Genomic DNA, 19,314 nt, shown 5'->3' with positions numbered 1-19,314 from the left:
TTTAGGATCCCAGCTTGACCGATTCCGTTTCTTCCCTTCTGCAAGAAGTTTTTTCCAACGCTGAGACCCGCCTAAAGCAGTTGGAGTATCATCCCAACCGGACGGCCTGGCTGCGTATTTTGCAGTCGCTGCAGCGCATGGGATCCCTGGAGCTGAGCCGTTTAGATGCCAAGATCTTGGCGGCTACTCTTGAGGATCTGGAGCAGGGGTTTGCCGCCTTCCAAAACTACGCTCATCAACGCAAGATCACCGTTTTCGGGTCGGCACGGCTAGGGCCAGAAAGTCCCGAATATCGCCAGGCCCAGTTGTTTGCCCACTGCATCAGTCAACGGGGATTCATGGTGATGACGGGGGGCGGCAGCGGCATCATGGAAGCCGGCAATCGAGGGGCAGGGCTGGAGAACTCTTTTGGGCTCAACATCCAGCTTCCCTTCGAGCAAATGGCCAATCCCGTCATTGCTGCCAGCGATCGGGTTATCAACTTCAAGTATTTCTTTTCCCGCAAGCTCTTTTTTGTTAAAGAAACCGACGCGCTGGTGCTTTTTCCCGGCGGTTTCGGCACTCAGGATGAAGCCTTTGAATGCCTAACCCTGATGCAAACCGGCAAAACCAAGCTCATGCCCTTGGTGCTGGTGGACAGAACAGGTGGCTGCTACTGGAAAGAATGGGACGAATACGTGCGGGAGCACCTGCTTGGTCGCGGCTTGATCAGCCCAGAAGATCTCTTCCTCTACACCCTAACCGACGATGTGGGAGATGCCTGTCAGCAGATTGTCGATTTTTATCGCGTCTTTCACAGCAATCGCTACGTGCGAGAGCTCCTGGTTTTGCGCTTGAACACCAAACTTTCACCGGAAGCTCTAGACATCTTAAACGAAGAGTTTGCCGATATTCTCGATTCGGGCCGGATCGAGCAAACTGGGGCCTTGCCGGAGGAAGCCGAGGAAGATATTGCCCATCTGCCACGGCTGGTGATGCACTTCAACCAGCGCAACTTTGGACGGCTATGGCAAATGGTGCGCCGGATCAACAAGCTTCACCCGGAACAGCCGGATCCTCTGCAAATGCGCCCTGAACAAAAGTAGATGTATCAGCGCTCTCAGAACCATCCAAGAACCAGCAGCCAATTGTTTTGGTGGTGCTCCCAATGGGCCGGTTGTTTGTCAAAATCTGCGGCATCACCCGTCAGGATCAGGCGGAGGCCATCGCCGCGCTGGGGGTGAGTGCCCTTGGGTTTATTGCGGTGCCCAATACACCCCGCTATTTGCCCCTCTCGGAAATGGCCCGTTGGGTGGGATCCCTGCCCGGCCCTGTGGAAAAGGTGGGGGTCTTCCTGGATCAGGATCCCCGCGCCATCGCCGCCTGGGTGGAAACGGTGGGCCTCACGGCTGTCCAGTTGCATGGCCAAGAATCCCCGCAGGATTGTCAGCAATTGGGGAAATGGCTTCCCGGGATCCGCCGCATCAAGGCCCTGCGCGTCCGCCAGCCGCAAGATCTGGAAGTGGCCAATCTCTACCGAGACTGTGTGGAGATGCTGCTTTTGGATGCTTATCACCCCCAACAGGCGGGTGGAACGGGGCGAACTCTGAATTGGTCAGAACTTGCCCACCGCTCCCTGCCCTTGCCTTGGCTACTGGCTGGTGGGCTGAACCCGGACAATGTTCTGCAGGCGCTCAGCCACCTGCAGCCAAGCGGCATCGACCTCTCCAGTGGTGTGGAACGTCGGCCAGGCGATAAAGACATCGACAAAGTCCGGCACCTGCTGCAGCAGCTTGGCTCCCAAGGGTGGGAGATTGCTCCTACTCTGCCGCCGATAACGCCAAGCGCAACGGGATGATCATTTGGCTGGGTTCCTACTGCAGCGACCGAATATCCAACCCCGGCTCGAACATCAGCTCTTTCACTTCCCCAAATCGGCCCATCACTCCAAGCTCCCGGTCGTTAAAGGTCACCAACACACCGCCCGCATTGCCGGTACGCAACACGATTGACTGCTCCGCTTCCCAATTCAACTCGGCCCCCGGTTGTAAGGTGGCCTCAAAAACCGTTTGCCCATCGGCGATGACCCGCAACCAGGAAGGGCGCTCCACCACGCGAATATCCAGACGCACCGGCTTGCGCCCCGCCCCCCCTGAGTGAGCTTCCAAGACCTCGGGGAAGACGCCCTGAATGCGCGTCCATTGGTCGAGGGTGGGAAACAGTTGGCGGGCCGTGGGCTGAGCTGCCGACAGAGTGGGATCCGGGGAGTTGGCAGCAGGCGGTTGCTGGCCGGAGCCTTCCCGGCCAACTGTTGGCAGGCTCACCAGCCAACGCCCAAAAGGATTGCCTGTGCCCTCCAAAAGAGCTGATAATCCCCCCACCGTCAGCACAATCAGCACCACATAAGCAGCCCAAAGGTGGAGAGGGCGCAGGGCAAAGGCAGGTTGCTGGCCGACAACAGCAAGAGGAGCTGGCGCGCGGGGGGTTTTGGCCGATAAAAGCGGAGAGGCACGCCGAGAGAGGGTTTCGCCATCCAACCCCAAATAGTCGGCATAGCGCTTGAGAAACCCTTGCACATACACCGGCTCCGGTAACCGGCTCAAGTCAGCTTCCTCCAGCGCCTGCAGATATTGGCAGCGAATGAAGGTATCGTTAGCTACTTCTGTCAACGTCAGTCCCCGTGCCTCCCGTGTTTGCCGCAACAGGGATCCCAGGGCTTCTAAAGAGTGTGCTGGCTCTTGCATCATTTGGCCACCTGCGGAAGAAAGGAGGCTACTGTGAGAGTTTGCACTCAGTTAGAGGCTCTGACGAGCTAATCGCGTGAGCGGGCCGGAGGCCTTAGAGGGCGCTTCCCGATCGCGTAAGCGGGACGGAGTCCTTGCGAGGATAAGCTGCTGTGCCCGGTGAGAGGGGCCAGCAAAGCTTGGAGCTCATGGGGATCCAACTGGCGGAACTGGCCTGCTTTCAGGTTGCCCAAGCCCAGTGGGCCAATGGCTTCCCGATGTAAGCTGAGCACCGGATGCCCAAGACGCTCCGCCACCCGCCGAATTTGCCGGTTGCGTCCCTCAAACAACACCACCCTCAGCCAGGAGCAATTGGGATGCTCCCTTTGCCGGAAATCCGGGGCAGGACAAAACTCCACCTCCGCCGGCAGAGTGGTGTATCCCTCTAAGTCTACTCCGTCTCGCCAATGTTGCAGAGTGGCCTGACTCGGATGCCCTTGTACCTGTACCCGGTAGGTTTTGGGCAGATGATAGCGCGGATGGGTCAGCTTCAAGGTCAAGTCGCCATCATTGGTGAGCAGCAAAGCGCCACTGCTGTCCGCATCCAGCCGGCCCACCGGGTAGAGGCGGGTTTGCCGTTTCCAAGATGGGGGGAGCAGATCCAGCACCGTCTTGCGTCCCCAAGGATCTGCACAGGTTGACAAAACCCCCACTGGCTTGTGCAGGAGCAAAACATAGCGCGCCGGATCCTTGGCCAAAGGGATCACTTGCCCATTCACCTCGATGCAATCCCGCTCTGGGTCGGCTTTGGAGCCCAGCTCAGTGACCACTTTCCCATTGACCCGAACGCGCCCGGCCAGGATCCAGGCTTCCACCTGGCGACGCGAGGCCAATCCCTGCTGAGCCAAGAGCTTCTGTAGCCGTTGGGGTTCTGCCATGGGGATTTGAACAGCAAAAGCAGCAACCGAAGCTGGGGGTGCTAGGCGGCAGAGCCTGGGGCCTCCGGCCCGCTTACGTGAACGGGGTTGGAGAGCCGGTCGGACAAATCAGCAGAATTGGAGGGCAACAGCAGCATCTCCGAGTAAACTACCCGACTCCGACCGCTAAAGTGGTACGGAGCGGGCTTTCAGTAGCCCTGAGCCTGCTCTGCTCTACCAGAGAACAAAACAGGCCTGAACCTCTAGGCTGGTTTACGACAGCCCCCAAAAGCGCAATCACATTCGCACCATTCAAATCCGCATCTCCTTCCCATCCACAGTGTCCACACTTGAACGACTTGCCACTGCGGTAGGACTTACCCTGCTCAGGGTGGATGTGTAAGCACCGGTGACAGGTCTGCGACGTGTAAGCAGGCGGCACAGGAATCAGAGAAACCCCTGCAGCCCTCGCCTTGTATTCCAGAAACTGACGTAGTTGGTAGAACGCCCAACTGTTGGCCCTGCGCCGCTCGGCTTTGCTGCGCGGCTGTTGATTGACTCTTTTCCGGATCCCTGTCAGGTCTTCCAGGGCAATAGCGCTGTTTGTGGTCTTTGCCCTAGAGACAATAGCTTTGGAGATGCGATGATTGACCCACGCCTGAAAACGTCTCTCCTTGCCAGACAGCCGTTGCAACAGTTCTCTGCATCTGCGCCGCGAACTGCGTGTGCCCTTACTGGCTTTGCGTTGGAGTACCGCCCTCAGCTTGGAGTAGTGGTCTCGGATTCGGTTCAACTGCTGTCCATTCCAGTTGTCCCCCTCTGACGTATGGGCAATATCTGTCCTTCCCAAGTCCACCCCCAGCACTCTACCCGTGCGTTGCGGTGGGGATGGCTCCGTTTCCACACAGATCTGAATAGAGTAGGAGCCGTCTTTACGCTTGACCAGAGTGGCAGATTTGGGATTGGAGCCCGCCAGCCGTTCTCTCTGGTAGCGGCCAATCGCCAGCTCAAAGCGCTCCCGACCCTCCACCGTGGTCAGCGACACCGTCCAGTCTTTCTCGCGGAACGAAAAGATACGAGCGTCGTAGGTAGCGAAGCCACCCTTGAACGCTTTGACGGGGCGGTTTTTCTGTTGGGCAACTTTACGGGCGCCGGCCAGCCGCCTGCAGACCTGCTGAGCCAAGTTACTGGATAAGCCGAACCGGGCACGGATTTCGCGGTAGCACAGAGACTGGAGCTTAACGGCGTTGGCGACTTTCTCCGGCGTGTTCTGGTTGACCCAGTTCAAGGCTTGGCCAAAAGCCTCCAAAGTCGCGTCCAATTTGGCGGCCTGCGACTGGGACGCCTTGAGCTTGCAGGATACGGTCAGGACTTGGGTCATAGTTCTATTGTAACCTCGCATTCCTCCCGGCACTGACCCTACGGGTACAGTGCGGGGCTCCTGCGATTTCTAGCTGAAGGGCAACCTGCAGGCTCGGCCAAGGCCTCCGGCCCGCTCACGCGAAGGGAAGATTTTTGCCTCAAGGCCCCCAGAGCCGCCATGAGCTGCGGCAGAGCCAGCAAAAGGTGCTGAGTGGCCTGTTGGGGTTGCCCTTTCAAGCAGGAAACCAAAGCTTCGGCAACACTCTGGTTTAGGGCCTGCAGAGCTTGGAGTGGAGTAGCACCCCCTAGAGAGGGATCCGGTTGCAGTGGGCTTTGAACATCCATGAAAAGGCAGGAAAGGCATGGACAGCAACCTTACAGCCCTTTCGCAGGTTGACCACAACAACGCCGCTGCCCATTGGAGCAGAGCGCTCTGGTTTGCGCAAGCGTGCCGCAGACATGGAGTCCTGTACGGATAGACGATCGGGGGAAGGGCTGTATAGCTCCCTTAAGCCTAACAAATCCAAAAACTTCAGGGCCCGCTTACGCGACACGAACGGTAAAAAATCTTTCTTTCATGTTGTCCGCATTGCTGCAAAGCAAAGGCCTCTCTATCTGGTCTGCTTAGCCATCGGTGCAATTATTCACCGCCCGATGGGTTTTCTTCGCCCTCGGCGGTGTTCTCTAGCGGTTCCTCAACCCCAGTCTGGGCCTTGGCCTCAAAGGTCGGTCTCAGTTGGTTGAGCAGGGCCAAAACGCGGGATCCCCGCTCCAAAGAGCGATCCTGCAAAAACACCACTGTTGGCACCCGTCGCAGGCTGAGGCGCTGGCCGATTTCCCGCCGCACAAAGGGTGTGGCCGCTGCTAGCCCTTCCATAGCTCGGTGTTGAGCTGTCTCATCCCCATAAATGCTGACGAAGATGCGGGCGTTTTGCAGGTCATTGGAAACCTCGACATCCACAATGCTGACCATCCCTGCCCCAACCCGGTCATCTTTGATCTCCGAGAGCAGGATTTGGCTGACCTCTCGTTTGATCAGTTCTGCTACCCGTGCCACTCGTCGCGCTGTCGCCATTTTTGGATACCTAGGCTAACATCATCCGCAAGCCTGCTCTGGCTGGTGTGGAGCTCAGCCCTTGCCGGCTCGATCCCAAGAACAGTAGCCAATGCTACGAGCATCTCTTCCTTCCACCTTTATCCTGAGTCCATGTCCATCTTGCCTTGAGTATGAATACCTAAAGCCATCGATGGATGGATGGAGACGTGATGATCAAGACGCCAGAGGCGCTGCGGCGCTCCATTGAGCAGTTCATGCTGAATGTGACGGAGCCGCTTGACCCGTTGCTCTCGCTGAAGCTGACTCAGCTGGTGGTGATGTTGGGGGATACAGCTTACGCGATGGGATACAGCGATGGCCAGCAAAAGCCAGAGGAGCGCTGCCGCTATTGTCCCAGTCGGGTGTTCGACAGTCTAGAGCTTTGATAGGGTTCTTCAAGGTTCTTTAGAATGTAGCTTCTGGCCGCCCCGGCTCCCAGCCTTGGGGGGAGTGAGTTGAAAGAGGCGGTGGAAACCGGCCAAGATGGGATCCCATTGCTTGGCAGCCTATGACTTCCCCCGTTTTGCTTTGGCATCGTCGCGATCTGCGGTTAGGGGACAACACAGCTCTTCATGAGGCAGCCCAGCGCAGCTCTCAGGTGGTGCCTGTCTTCATTTTCGACCCGCAGATGCTGAGACGGTCGGACATGGCCCCAGCTAGGGTGGCCTTTTTGCTTCAGGCTCTGCAAGAGCTCCAAGAGCGCTACGCCCAGATGGGGATCCCACTGATCTGGCGGCTGGGGGATCCCTCGGTGGAGTTGCGGTGCTTGGCCACAGACCTGGGAGCCAGGGCCGTGTTTTGGAATGCCGATGGGGAGCCGTTCGCCCTACAGCAAGAGAGTCGAGTGCAGGCCAGTTTGGCCGCAGCCGGGATCCAGTCCTTCTCCTACCAAGATATGCTGCTGCACGGGCCGGGGGAAGTGTTGACCCAGGCGGGGGAGCCCTATTCGGTCTTCACTCCCTTCTGGCGCAGGTGGGCGAGCTTGCCCAAGCGGGATCCCTACCCAACCCCCGAGGGTCTGCAGCCGGTATCGGGACTAAAAGCGCAGCCTCTACCGACTTTGGCAGATTTGGGCTTTGTCTGCGACCAGCGGATCCCGGCAGCGGGGGAAGCAGCAGCTCAGGCCCTTTTGGAAGACTTTTGTCAGGGGTTGCGCATTTTAGACTATGAGCGATCCCGCGATTTCCCGGCTGAACAGGGCACCTCTCTGCTCAGCCCCCACTTGTGTTGGGGAACCCTCGGCATTCGCCAGGTTTGGCAGGCCACGCGAGAAGTAGAGGCCGAGGTGCGCAGCGAAGAAGCCGAAAGCAGCTTGCAAACTTGGCGGCAGGAGCTGTGCTGGCGAGAGTTTTACAAGCATGTCTTGGCCCACTGGCCCCACGTGGAAACCGGAGCCTATCGACGAGCCTTTGATGCACTGGAGTGGGACAATCGGCAGGACTGGTTTCAGGCTTGGTGTGCGGGGCAGACGGGATACCCCATTGTGGATGCGGCCATGCGCCAACTGAACGAAACCGGCTGGATGCACAACCGCTGCCGCATGATTGTAGCCAGCTTTTTAACCAAGGATCTGCTCATCGATTGGCGCTGGGGAGAACGCTACTTTATGCAAAAGCTGGTGGATGGGGATCTGGCGGCCAATAACGGCGGTTGGCAGTGGAGCGCCGGTGTGGGAACGGATCCCAAGCCCCTGCGCATTTTCAACCCGGCCAACCAAGCGGCCCGCTATGACCCGGAAGGAGAGTACATCCGCCGCTATCTGCCGGAGCTGGCAGGGCTGGATACGCCTGCTCTGCTGTGGGTGGGAGATGACCCCAAGGGAGCCTGGGCTTTGCGGGAACGGCGAAGTTGTGGCTATCCGGATCCCATCGTGGATCACAAGGTGCAGCAGCAGGAGTTCAAACGGCGCTACCAGGCGGTGCAGCAGGGGTACTCCAAGTCTGTTCAACGATCAAACGATCATAGAAATCCAAGCGTTGTGTAGTCTCGTAAAAAAAGGGGATCCAATGGATCCCCCGTGGCTACCAGAGCTTAAGGCAAATGCCCGTCCAAAGCAGGTAACTGCAGCACTAGGGCTTCAGCTCGCTGGGGATGCGCTCCCCGAAGAGCACGAAGTAGAGAATCCGATAAATGTCCGTGTTCAGGATCCCGGTGGTCGGCACCAGCTCTTGGGCATTCAAGCCCGCAGCGCGAGCGATGACGCCGCTGCCCACGTCATCCTTACTGGCCCAAGCCACGGCAAAGGGAAAGCGCTTGCCATTTTTGTCGGGAGCGGAAATGAACGGCTTGCTACCGGTGCCGTCAACCCCGTCAATGGGGGCACCACTGCCTTCGGGGTCAGTAGGGGGCAGCGGCTCCTCGGCGGACTCGACATCCACCAACTGCATGCCACCGGCATTGCTGTCGCTGGTGGTGATCATGAAGGTCTTGGGATTCTTCTCGATAAAGTTGAGAATCACCCCGATGGCATCGTCGGCCCGCTTCATAGCCTCCAGGCAGCCAGAGGCATTGAGGTTATTGCACATGTTGTCGGTGCCCTCTTCTTCGATGACGGCGAAGAAGCCCTTAGGATTGCGGGAGATCCGCGCCAGGGCAAATTCGGTCATCTCGGCAATGGTGGGGGCGCTGGCGATGTAGTTGGGCAAGTTTTCTTTCCGCAACTCTTCTTCAGGCTTGTCGTAGAAGGTGTCCTCGACGTTGAACACCCCCAAAACCTTGGAGACATCTGCCGGCAGCTTGAGCAGCTCGTCGCGGGTGTAGACAACGGCGTACCCCTTTTTCTTGGCCTCCTCAATCAGGTTGCGGCCATCCTTGCGCTTCCCTTGGCCAAAGCGGCCCTGGACACCTTCCGGCAGCAGCCATTCCTCGCCAGCGCCGAGGATGATGTCTACCCCTGACTCCACCACCTGCAGGGCAATCTCCTCATAGTCGCTGCGCTTGGCAGCTTTGGCAACGAAGGCAGCCGTCCCCGGCTCAATGATGGATCCCGTTTGCACCAGAGCCGTACCCAAGCCTGCCGCCACAGCATCTTCCATGATCGTGTTCAGGGTGCCGTTGGCAGAAGGATACTCCTTGCCGTCCGGATCCAACCCAAAGCTCTTGGCGTGGGCACGAGTTCCTGTGGCATGGGTCACCGCTCCGGCGTTGGAAGTTCCCCCAAGCTGGTCGAAATGGTGCCCGCGATAGGTGGTAATCACGGGAAGACGATCCCAGTTCAGAAAGCCATCGGGGCCGTAGTGGAGAATGCGTGTGATGTCCCAGTGGGAAGCTGAGGTTCCATCTGGGTGAAAGAAGATTGCACCGTTGCCGGTTGGCTTAGGCGCCGCTTGAGCCACACTAGAGGAAAAAACTGACGAGGACAGCAGACACAAAGTTGCAGCCAAAGCCGCCCTCAAAGAATAGCTACGCATAGCCAGCACCCTCCTGCTCGTTCAAAGCTGAACGTCAAGGAAAGTAACACAGCCTTGAACAGTTAGCAAGAGCGCGCACAAATGCTCCTGCAGAACTTACCTGCAGCGACAATCCGCCTCTCAGGTCTCCTACTTGGCCGGGGCAGGTTGCGAGGTCTATACCTAGAGTTAACTATCTCTTAACTGCCTCATAACGTCAAGGCTTCTCGTAGAGCTTTATAGCCGTCTTCCAGTCAAGCTGTTCTTTTGGGAGCAGGCGTCGAACTCTTGGCCTGCCAGGACCGCCTAAGCTGTCTAAGGTGGTGTTGCCAACGCTGCAGTTCCCCGGCTTCCAGCGGGATCCCACCGAAGCGCACCTCCAGGTAGCGCTCCAAGAACCGGATGGCCAACTGGGCTTGTGGTAAGTCGGAGTGGCGCAAGTGTTCCAGGCAGGCCTCAGGGCCTAGGTGGGCTGGGATCCCCACCGCCGTCGCCAGATCCCGCAGTTGCAGATAAAGCCTTGAGATAAGCTGGCGGCGCTGCTGCGACTTGGGTAGAGCCGCCGGGATCCAGCGCATCCCAGCAAAGGCCAGACTCGGTAGCAAGAGGCCAACCATCCAGGTGGGCCAGGGGGGCGGAGGCTGCCACAGGGATCCCATCACCACCCCATTGGCGGCAGTGGCTAGGAGAATCCACCCCCCATCCTGCCAGCGCACGGCCTGATAGCGGCGGCGGCGGCCCCAATAGGCCGTAGAGCCGGTGATCACCACCACCCCCAACACCGGCAGGCCATTCTGCTGCAGCGTTTGCCCCCAACCCACCAGGCTACGACGGAAGGCAGTGATGACATCCTCCAGCTCCTGGGGAGCAGTTACGCGGCTGGCCAGCTCCTGGATCTGCCGCCAGATCTGCCGCTGGGTGGATAGGTCGTACTGGATGACGTACTTAAACCAGCGGAAGCGCAAGCTGTCGTAGAAATCTTGAAGGGGATCCCACCAGGTTTCCCGCCGGCTGACATTGGCCTCTGCCGGTGTGGCATCGAAAATGATCCACCCGTAGGAGCCAAAGGGGATCTCCGTCCAGGAATGGGCGTCGGCATTGCGTACTGCCAGATAATTTTCCTGCGCCACCCAGCGCCCGCCCAAAAAGCCATTCACCATCCGGGCCGGGATGCCAATGCTGCGGGCCAGTATCGTCAGGGCTGTGGCGAAATATTCGCAGTGGCCCCGCCGATGGGTGAACAGAAAGGCTTCCAAAGGCGGTTCAGGGCCGGGATCCGGCAGATCGGTGGTATAGGCGTAGTTCTCCAGCAGGTAGTTCTGCAAAGCCGTCACCTTGCCAAAGACATCGGGGATCCCAGCGGTAACGTCTTCAGCCAAGGCGGGAATGCGCGGATCCAGGTCTGCTGGCAACTGCAGATAGGCTGCCTGTTGGACTGGGTCGAGAGCACTGAACAGCTCCGCGTGGCCTAGCCGGCGCAAGCGCGGGCTTAACTCCCTTGAGATCCGGCTCCGGGCGCGGTAAAGATGGGGCACCTGCCGAGGCAGAGAATGGCCAACATCTCCGGTCTCGCTCAGGATGAGGCGGCGATTCTGCCGTTGCCAAGCTTGTTGCACCGTCGCTGCTCCGCCCCGCTCCAGCCATTCCATCTCCACCAGCGGGGCCACCCCAAAAACGGTGTTGGTGACCAGCGGCTCCAGATAGATAAGCTGCTCCAAGGGGAGAAGCAGCAGGTCGGGAGCAGTGGGGATCAAGCTGGAGGCAGAGAGATCAAATACCCCTGCTGCGTTGGGGAAAATGGGGATGAAGCGGTCTAGCGTTCGCGACCAGGCCCGTCCATCGTAGCGATCGAAGCTGATCCCGCGCCAGTAGAGGGACTCCACACGGGGCGGCACCCCTGCCGGAAATTCCACCCGCATGACAACGGTGTTATCGGTTTTGAGGGTGCCGAATGCTCCCAGGCTGACTTCCTCGGCAAAGCCAGTGGTCATCACCGGCGAGCGGGCCTGGCGACCCAGAACTCCTAAACTGACCCGCGGGAACAAGAAAAACAAAGCCACGGACAGGATCACCGCCAGCAAAGCCAGGGATCCGAGAAAGCCCAAAAAGTTGAGGTTGATGCCACGGGTTTGGCTGGCTGCCTGCGGGTGCTGCTCTGCTTGCAGGCGCAGGTGGTAAAGGGTGAGGTTGATTAGCCCTACCCCCACGTACAGCAAAAACAGCAGCCCAAAGCTGATGTCTTCGTTGAACAGGGTGGCAATGGCCATCAGCAGCAGAGACAGCACCGCCAACTGGATGTGATCCGCCGCCCGTTCCCGCTGAAACAGCTTGGCCCCCGTTAGGTAAAGCACCAAGCCAATGGCCCCATCGGAAAAGGCAAGGATCCCGGAGATGACCAAAGCCAGCAGGCTGAGCAACACCGCCACCGTCAGGGGCATCCACAGGGGGGCATAGCGGGCAAAAGCAATCCTTGGCGGCTCCCAAAACCAACTGCAGGCCCCTGCGGCCAAGCAAACGGCAATGACCGGTGGCGACAGAGCCTGATCCCCCAGACAAAGAGCCGTGAAGGCAATCCCCACCAACAGGTAAACAAACACCTTTTGAACGGATGGCAGTGTCCAGGTCATGGCCCTTGGGATTCAATCCTTTCCAGCATAGCCAAGTCTTTTTTGCTACCGGTTTGCCCTCCCTGGGATCCCCTTTTGGACAAAGCGAAGAGCATTAGAATCGTTAACTAAGAATCGTTAAGATTTTGTTACTCGCCGGTCTCGACGGGATGCCTGTGACACGCTGCGCGAAAAGGTGGTGAGATGTCCAGCCAAAACGAAATTCATGTGGTGGGGGCGCGGCAGCACAACCTCAAAAATGTCAACCTGCGGATCCCGCGGGATCGCCTGGTGGTGTTCACCGGCGTCTCCGGCTCTGGCAAATCTTCTTTGGCCTTTGACACCATTTTTGCCGAAGGGCAGCGGCGCTATGTGGAATCCCTCAGTGCCTATGCGCGGCAGTTTTTGGGGCAACTGGATAAGCCGGATGTGGATCGCATCGAAGGGCTGAGTCCGGCCATCTCCATCGATCAAAAGTCCACCAGCCACAACCCCCGCTCGACGGTTGGCACCGTTACCGAAATCTACGACTACCTGCGGCTTCTGTATGGGCGAGCTGGGATCCCGCACTGCCCCCATTGCAACCGGGTGATCGCCCCCCAGACGGTGGATCAAATTGTGGATCAGATCATGGCTCTGCCGGATCGGACGCGGTTTCAGTTGCTCTCGCCGGTGGTGAAGGGGAAAAGGGGCACCCATGCCAACCTGTTGCAAAGCTTGCGCCAGCAAGGGTTTGTGCGCGTGCGCATCGACGGCCAGGTATGGGATCTCAGCGAAGAGATCACCTTGGACAAAAACAAGACCCACACTATCGAGGTGGTGGTGGATCGGCTGGTCAAGGGCCCCGACATGGCAGAGCGGCTGGCCGATTCCCTGACCACCTGTCTGCGCCAGTCGGGGGGACTGGCGGTAGTGGAGCTCTTGCCCCGCGAGGAGGAGCGGGAACATCTGTTGCAAAAAGTAGCCGAGGTGGCGGGGCAGTACCTCAACGGCAAGCCGACGGAGCTGATCTTCTCTGAGCAATTTGCCTGCCCCGAACATGGCTCGGTGCTGAGCGAGCTGTCGCCGCGGCTATTTTCCTTCAACTCGCCCGTTGGCGCCTGTCCTGTCTGTCACGGCTTGGGCTTTGAGCCCATCTTCGACCCCGACCGCATTGTGCCCGATCCCAAACTTCCCCTCTACGCGGCCATCGCACCTTGGGCCGAGCGGGAGAACCCCTACTACCTGGCGTTGCTGGCAGGGGTCGCCAGGGCCTTTGGCTTTGACCTCAGCAGCCGCTGGTGCGACCTCACGCCCGAGCAGCAGCAAATCCTCCTCTACGGCACCGACCAGGAGATCTACGTTGAGGCAGAATCCCCCTACCGGGGCCGGGGCTACTACCGTCGCTACGAAGGGGTGATCCCGCAGTTGCAGCGGCACTACCAAGAAACCACCTCCGAGACCTACCGGCAAAAGCTGGAAACCTACCTCACCTACCGCCCCTGTGCGGCCTGTGGGGGGGCTCGCCTTCGCCCTGAGGCCCTGGCAGTGCGCGTCGGCGGCTACCGTATCACCGATCTCACCGAGGTCTCTATCCGGGAGTGCCTACACCGCTTAGAGCATTTGAAGCTCACCCCTCGCCAGGCGCAGATTGCCGAGCTGGTGCTGCGGGAGATCAAAACCCGGCTGCAGTTTTTAATCGATGTGGGCCTTGACTACCTCACCTTGGCCCGCCCGGCCATGACCCTTTCGGGGGGTGAAGCGCAGCGGATCCGGCTGGCTAGCCAGATTGGCTCTGGCCTGACGGGCGTGCTCTACGTGCTAGACGAACCCTCCATTGGCTTGCACCAACGGGATAACCACCGCCTTTTGCAGACCCTGTTTCGCCTACGGGATCTGGGCAACACCCTAATCGTGGTGGAACACGACGAAGAAACCATCCGCGCCGCCGACCACATCGTGGACATCGGCCCTGGAGCTGGCATTCACGGGGGAGAAGTGGTGGCCCAAGGGTCTCTAGCCAACATCCTGGCCTGCGATCGCTCCATGACCGGAGCTTACCTTTCGGGGCGGAGGCGGATCCCTACCCCTGCCCAGCGCCGACCGGGGAAAGGGGTTGCCCTCAAGCTCACCAATGCCCACAAAAACAACCTCAAGCACATCGATGTGGAGATCCCGCTCGGCAAACTAGTCTGTGTTACGGGGGTCTCCGGCTCCGGCAAGTCCACCTTGGTCAACGAGTTGCTCTACCCTGCCCTGCAGCACTACCTTGGCCAGAAGGTGCCCAAGCCGGCGGAAATGGGGGAGTTACACGGCATTGAACACATCGACAAGGTTATTGTCATCGACCAATCCCCCATTGGCCGCACTCCTCGCTCCAACCCTGCCACCTACACGGGTCTGTTTGATCCCATCCGCCAAGCCTTTGCCCAGACTCGGGACGCCAAAGCCAGAGGCTATCAAGCTGGCCACTTCTCCTTCAACGTCAAGGGAGGGCGCTGCGAAGCCTGCAAAGGGCAAGGGGTGAACGTGATTGAGATGAATTTCCTGCCCGATGTGTATGTTACCTGCGAAGTCTGCGGCGGCAAGCGCTACAGCCGCGAGACCCTCCAGGTCAAGTACAAGGGCAAAAACATCGCCGAAGTCCTGGATATGACGGTGGGGGAGGCGCTGGATTTTTTCTCGGCTCTGCCCCCCGCCGCCAAGATCCTGCAGACTCTGGCCGATGTGGGCCTCGATTACATCAAGCTGGGCCAGCCAGCCCCGACCCTCTCCGGTGGGGAAGCGCAACGGGTCAAGTTGGCCGCAGAACTGGCCCGCCGCTCCACCGGCAAAACCCTCTATCTGTTGGATGAGCCTTCCACCGGCTTGTCTTTTTACGATGTCCACAAGCTCTTGAACGTCCTGCAACGGCTGGTGGATACAGGCAACACCGTGCTGGTGATCGAGCATAACCTGGACATTCTCCGCTGTGCTGATTGGATTATTGACTTGGGGCCAGAGGGCGGCGACCGCGGCGGCCAGATCATCGCCGTTGGCACTCCAGAACAGGTGGCTGAGCACCCCGGATCCCATACAGGGCGATATTTGAAGCAGGTTTTGCAACAACATCCTCCAGGTCGCTGAGCAACTCAGCCTGCTCTCAACTTCAGGGAGAGAGTTGACCGAAAGCGGCCCAAAGTGCTCCGCACCGCGAACGGTTAGCCTGAGTCTCACGTCGCTATGGCATGATGGGTCGGAAGGAAAAGGTTCGCACTCTCCCCATGGTAGGGCAGACCCTGGGTGGCCGCTATCAGATCTTGGAAGCACTGGGATCCAGCGGACAGACCTACTTGGCACAAGATGGCCATCACCCTGAGCGGCTTCGGGTGGTGATCAGGCGCTGGCAGCCCGGCCAAAGTGCTCTGCACCGCGAACGGGGTGAGGACTCCGCCTCGCTGCGGCATCTCTTTCAACAAGAAGCGGCCCTGCGGGAACACTTGGGATCCCACGAAGGTATTACCCGCCTGTTGGCCTGCTTTGAGCAAGAGGGGGAGTTTTATTGGGTGGAAGAATGGGTTGAAGGGCCCACCCTGGAACAAGCCCTATTGCTAGGTAACGCAACCGAGAGGGGCCAGCTAACGACTCCGTCCCGCCAAATGCACTGCCATTGGGGGCACGACTGGACAGAGGCTGAGGTACGAGCCTTGTTGCAAGATGTGCTACAAACCTTGGCCTTCCTGAATGGGGAAGGGGTGAGCTGCTGCAACCTGCAGCCCTCTCGCTTGATCTACCGTCAGCCGGATGGCCGATGGGTGTTGTTGGGGTGGGGAGTTGGGGCCTTTTCCGGCTCTGGCTCCGAGAACCCTCCTGGCTCCAGGCGTTGCGGCGACCTCCATGCTCTTGGGCTGATCGCCCTGCAGGCCCTCTGCGGGATCCCGCCCCAGAAGTTGTTTCGCGATCCGTTGACGGGGGAGTTGCGCTGGCACGATCTGGCCTCTACTAGCGCTCCTTTTGCTGCTTTTCTGGATCGTTTGGTGAGCTGCAACCCACAACAGTGCTTTCCTTCAGCAACAGCAGCTCTGGCCGCTTTGCAGGCTTTGCCCCCCGCCGAGAGCCCCCCTGCCGCCGAACTCCTGTCCCAGCCCAGCCCTGTCGCCGCCGAGCCCTTACAGGAGCCAACCACCCCACCGCGTTCTCCGGTATCGCTGCGGGCGCGTCCCCGGATCCCACCGGTTTGGGCAGGGGGCAGCTTGGCGGCTTTGCTGGCGTTGACGGTGGCAGGGGTATGGCAGATGAGGGCGAACCTTGACCTGCGGGGGGAGCCCAAGGATTCTGTCCCCCTCACGAGAACGGGATCCTCTGGCCCGGCAAAGCGCAACGGCCTGGGACTCCGTCCCACTCGCGAGAACGGTTCTCATGCCTCCGTCCCCACCGCCGTCACGGTCGCGGAAGCGTCGCGTAGCGATAACGACCCGGCAGACTGGGCCAAGTCTTTGCAGCTCAAGGCTACGCTGGAAGGCCCTGTCGCCGTCACTGCTCTGGCCATCAGCCCGGATGGAAATCTCCTTGCTGCCGGGGGAGACGACGGCGTGATCCGGCTTTGGGATCCCCAGGCTGGCCAACTGCTCCAGAGCTGGGCAGGCCACGAGGGATCCGTTGAGGCACTGGCCATCAGCCCAGATGGTACCTTTTTGGTGAGTGGGGGGGCAGACAAGACGGTACGGGTCTGGGATCTGGCGACCCTGGGGGATCCGGCTCTCTCGCCTGGGGATGTGCTGGCGCGGCTGCAGTTGCAAGGGCACACCGGGTTGATCAACAGTGTCGCCATTAGCCCCGATGGTCGTTGGATTGCCAGTGGCAGCGCCGACCGCACCATCCGCCTTTGGCAGGCCGACAACGGCCAGTTGATCCGCACCCTGGCGCCTCCCACTGCTGCCGCCCAGGAGACCCCTCAGAGGGCTGGCATTACAGCAGTGGCCTTTGGCCCAAGACCTACCCGTATGAATACTTCCCACCAATCTGAAGGGATCCCCCCTTGGATCTTGGTGGCCGCCAATGGAGATCCCACCGTTCACCTTTGGGATCCTGGCAGCGGGGCCTTGCTGGAAACCCTAAAGGCCGACTACCCCATCGAGCAGGTGCTTCTGAGCCCAGATGGCCGCTATTTGCTTGCCGGCAGTACCGGTGGCATCTTGGTCTGGAACCTGGGCGTGGGAGCCCTAGAGCGTACCTTGCCGCAGCCGTTTGCCGGCTTGGCCGCCCTTGCCCTCAGCTCCGATGGCCGCTTGCTCGCCAGCGGCACCGATTACCGCGCTCACCAGATCAAGCTCTGGGATCTGCGCAGCGGAGAACAGTTGCGCACCCTGGGCGGCCAGACTTGGATGGTGAGCGTCTTGCTGTTTGGCCCCGGTCGCGGAAGCGTCGCGCAGCGATATGGGCAGACCCTTCTCAGTGGTGGCGCCGATGGCTCAATTCGCATTTGGGGGCCAGCCGACCCAGCTCAGCCCTAGTGGGATCCAAGCAGATAAAATACTCGACGAAGAAGGGATCCCGGCAGAGCATGACTCTAGTCAATAATAAGCTCAACTATACTGAAAATAATGTATAATATGTTCAGTACGGATTACTACCAGTTGATCTTTCTGTTTACTTTCGAGTCTGCCAACATGGTAGCCAAAGCAAAGCAGAAAATTGGTAGTAAGACGACACGGAAACTGCGCTTTGGGTATTCTACTCAAAGCTTTGCGGGATACCGCCATTCTGTTTGGACTCCGTCCCGCTAACGCGAATGGAAACAAACAGAATGCTATCGCTGCATAGTTGAACAGTGATGTTCAGCAGTGTTCAGCGTAAATGTATCAGCATGGGCAAAGTTGTCATCATTGGGGCGGGGCTGGCCGGCTTGGCTTGCGCCAAAGTGCTGAGCCAGGCGGGGTGGAGGGATGTCCTGGTTCTGGAAAAAAGCGACGGCCCTGGGGGGCGGGTGCGTACCGACAAGGTGGATGGCTTTCGCCTGGATCGCGGTTTTCAGGTGCTGTTCACCGCCTATCCCAAAGTGCGACAGCATTTGGATCTGGGCAAGCTCGATCCCCGTCCCTACCGGCCCGGCGCTATTTTGGCTCAACCCGGTCGCTGCTGGCTGTTGGGGGATCCCCTACGGGATCTGTCCAGCCTTCTCCCCTCTTTGCTCAACCCCTTGGCCAGCTTTGGGGACAAGCTCAAGGTGCTGCAATTGCGATCCGAGCTGGCGCGCCGCAGCCCGGAGCAGGTTTTTCAAGAAGGGCTAGGGGGATCCGATTGCTCGCTGCGGGAGTTTCTGGAGCAGTACGGCTTTTCCCAACAGATCTGCCAGCACTTTTTCTACCCCTTTTTCCGCGGGATCCTTCTAGATCCGGATCTGGGCAGTAGCGCCCGCCTCTTTGCCTTTTATTTCAAGATGATGGCCGAGGGATCCATTGTCACCCCGGCCTTGGGCATGGGAGAACTGGCCCGACAACTGGCCGGTCACCTGTCCCCCGAACAGATTCGCTACCAAACCCCGGTGGAGTGCATCCTGGCAGAAGACGGGAAAGTGTGCGGGATCCGCACCGCCAAGGGTGAAGAGATCCCTGCCGAGTGGGTAGTTTGTGCTACTGATGCCCCTCAGGCACGGGCCTGGCAGGCGGAGCTGTGCCCTCAAGCCCCCACCCCCATTCCCACCCAGGGGCGAGCGGTGACCTGCCTCTACTTCTGCGCCCCCTTTTCCCTCACTCGTGGTGGCTATTTGCACCTCAACGCCACCGGCCAGGGCTGGATCAACCATTGGGTTCAGCTCACCCACATCAGCCCGGCACTGGCTCCCCCCGGCCAACACCTGTACTCTGTGGTGGTGCTGGGGGATCCCCCCTTAGGTGACGAGGAACTGGCCCAAGCCTGCCGGGCCGAGCTGCAAACTTACTTCCCGAAAGCTCCCCTAGAGCAATTTCGCCTGTTGCGGGTATACCGGATCCCTTTTGCCCAGTTTGTACAACCCCCCGGCTTTCAGCAGCATCTGGTTCCCACCTTTAGCGGCCTGCCGGGCCTCCTTTGGGCCGGGGAATACACCCACCAGAGCAGCCTCGAGGGGGCTCTCCGCAGCGGCGAGCAGGCAGCGGCGTGGATCCTCCAAAAATCCGCCTAGATCTGTACAAAGCAATACAGACTTTCTTAGGTCGTGTTGATCTTATGTTAGGATAGAGAGAATAATTTATAGAGGAAAGAGGATGAAGTTGGTTTTTTTAGATGAAAACAAATGGCAGAAGA

13 protein-coding genes and 1 pseudogene are annotated in these 19,314 nt (G+C 59.3%); 7 read left to right on the top strand and 7 right to left on the bottom strand.

Annotated features, from left to right (window positions below; translation table 11 throughout):
• Window positions 1-14 precede the first annotated feature (14 nt).
• Together ACVWYZ_RS11110 and ACVWYZ_RS11105 are read left to right on the top strand one after the other, a co-directional pair.
• Entirely contained in the window at window positions 15-1,085 is a 1,071-nt protein-coding gene (locus ACVWYZ_RS11110; RefSeq protein WP_457467086.1) for an LOG family protein, read from the top strand.
• 62 nt (window positions 1,086-1,147) lie between these two features.
• Window positions 1,148-1,837 carry a phosphoribosylanthranilate isomerase gene (locus ACVWYZ_RS11105; protein WP_457467085.1) on the top strand — a complete coding sequence of 230 codons (690 nt, stop codon included), beginning with the start codon at window positions 1,148-1,150 and terminating at the stop codon, window positions 1,835-1,837.
• Between the two features lie 16 nt (window positions 1,838-1,853).
• Here ACVWYZ_RS11105 and ACVWYZ_RS11100 read toward each other — a convergent pair whose 3' ends face one another.
• From ACVWYZ_RS11100 to rbfA, 5 genes and pseudogenes are all read right to left on the bottom strand, one after another.
• The gene (locus tag ACVWYZ_RS11100) at window positions 1,854-2,516 is read right to left on the bottom strand and encodes a DUF4115 domain-containing protein (RefSeq protein ID WP_457467104.1); all 663 of its coding nucleotides are present in this window, start codon (window positions 2,514-2,516) and stop codon (window positions 1,854-1,856) included.
• Window positions 2,514-2,723 (bottom strand): annotated as a pseudogene (locus tag ACVWYZ_RS11095) (helix-turn-helix domain-containing protein); the annotation flags it as partial. The pseudogene ACVWYZ_RS11095 and the gene ACVWYZ_RS11100, both read right to left, overlap by 3 nt.
• A gap of 68 nt (window positions 2,724-2,791) precedes the next feature.
• Window positions 2,792-3,640: a pseudouridine synthase gene (locus tag ACVWYZ_RS11090; protein WP_457467084.1), complete on the bottom strand. Its 849-nt coding sequence runs from the start codon at window positions 3,638-3,640 to the stop codon at window positions 2,792-2,794.
• 148 nt (window positions 3,641-3,788) lie between these two features.
• Window positions 3,789-5,000, bottom strand: a complete 1,212-nt coding sequence (locus ACVWYZ_RS11085; RefSeq protein WP_457467083.1) for an RNA-guided endonuclease InsQ/TnpB family protein — start codon at window positions 4,998-5,000, stop codon at window positions 3,789-3,791.
• Between the two features lie 621 nt (window positions 5,001-5,621).
• The gene (rbfA, locus tag ACVWYZ_RS11080) at window positions 5,622-6,056 is read right to left on the bottom strand and encodes a 30S ribosome-binding factor RbfA (protein ID WP_414382476.1); all 435 of its coding nucleotides are present in this window, start codon (window positions 6,054-6,056) and stop codon (window positions 5,622-5,624) included.
• A gap of 191 nt (window positions 6,057-6,247) precedes the next feature.
• Here rbfA and ACVWYZ_RS11075 point away from each other — a divergent pair, with 191 nt between their 5' ends.
• Both ACVWYZ_RS11075 and ACVWYZ_RS11070 read left to right on the top strand, forming a co-directional pair.
• A complete protein-coding gene (locus ACVWYZ_RS11075) occupies window positions 6,248-6,463 on the top strand; it encodes a hypothetical protein (protein WP_238376842.1) in 216 nt (71 codons plus the stop codon).
• A gap of 122 nt (window positions 6,464-6,585) precedes the next feature.
• Window positions 6,586-8,061, top strand: coding sequence for a cryptochrome/photolyase family protein (locus ACVWYZ_RS11070; protein WP_457467082.1), 1,476 nt, complete (start codon window positions 6,586-6,588; stop codon window positions 8,059-8,061).
• Between the two features lie 85 nt (window positions 8,062-8,146).
• On the opposite strand, the gene ACVWYZ_RS11065 is transcribed toward ACVWYZ_RS11070, so the two are convergent.
• Together ACVWYZ_RS11065 and ACVWYZ_RS11060 are read right to left on the bottom strand one after the other, a co-directional pair.
• A complete protein-coding gene (locus ACVWYZ_RS11065; protein WP_457467081.1) occupies window positions 8,147-9,496 on the bottom strand; it encodes an alkaline phosphatase in 1,350 nt (449 codons plus the stop codon).
• Between the two features lie 224 nt (window positions 9,497-9,720).
• Window positions 9,721-12,093, bottom strand: coding sequence for a transglutaminase TgpA family protein (locus tag ACVWYZ_RS11060; protein WP_457467080.1), 2,373 nt, complete (start codon window positions 12,091-12,093; stop codon window positions 9,721-9,723).
• Between the two features lie 183 nt (window positions 12,094-12,276).
• On the opposite strand from ACVWYZ_RS11060, the gene uvrA reads away from it, so the two are divergent.
• The 3 genes from uvrA (at window position 12,277) to ACVWYZ_RS11045 (ending at window position 19,192) form a co-directional block, all read left to right on the top strand.
• The gene (gene uvrA, locus ACVWYZ_RS11055; RefSeq protein WP_457467079.1) at window positions 12,277-15,177 is read left to right on the top strand and encodes an excinuclease ABC subunit UvrA; all 2,901 of its coding nucleotides are present in this window, start codon (window positions 12,277-12,279) and stop codon (window positions 15,175-15,177) included.
• A 137-nt stretch (window positions 15,178-15,314) separates the two neighbouring features.
• Window positions 15,315-17,543: a WD40 repeat domain-containing serine/threonine-protein kinase gene (locus tag ACVWYZ_RS11050; RefSeq protein WP_457467078.1), complete on the top strand. Its 2,229-nt coding sequence runs from the start codon at window positions 15,315-15,317 to the stop codon at window positions 17,541-17,543.
• A gap of 353 nt (window positions 17,544-17,896) precedes the next feature.
• The gene (locus ACVWYZ_RS11045) at window positions 17,897-19,192 is read left to right on the top strand and encodes an FAD-dependent oxidoreductase (protein WP_457467077.1); all 1,296 of its coding nucleotides are present in this window, start codon (window positions 17,897-17,899) and stop codon (window positions 19,190-19,192) included.
• The last annotated feature ends 122 nt before the right edge of the window (window positions 19,193-19,314 follow it).

Source organism: Thermostichus sp. MS-CIW-37, from assembly GCF_054060065.1.
This window is presented reverse-complemented; position numbering and strand designations above follow the sequence as displayed.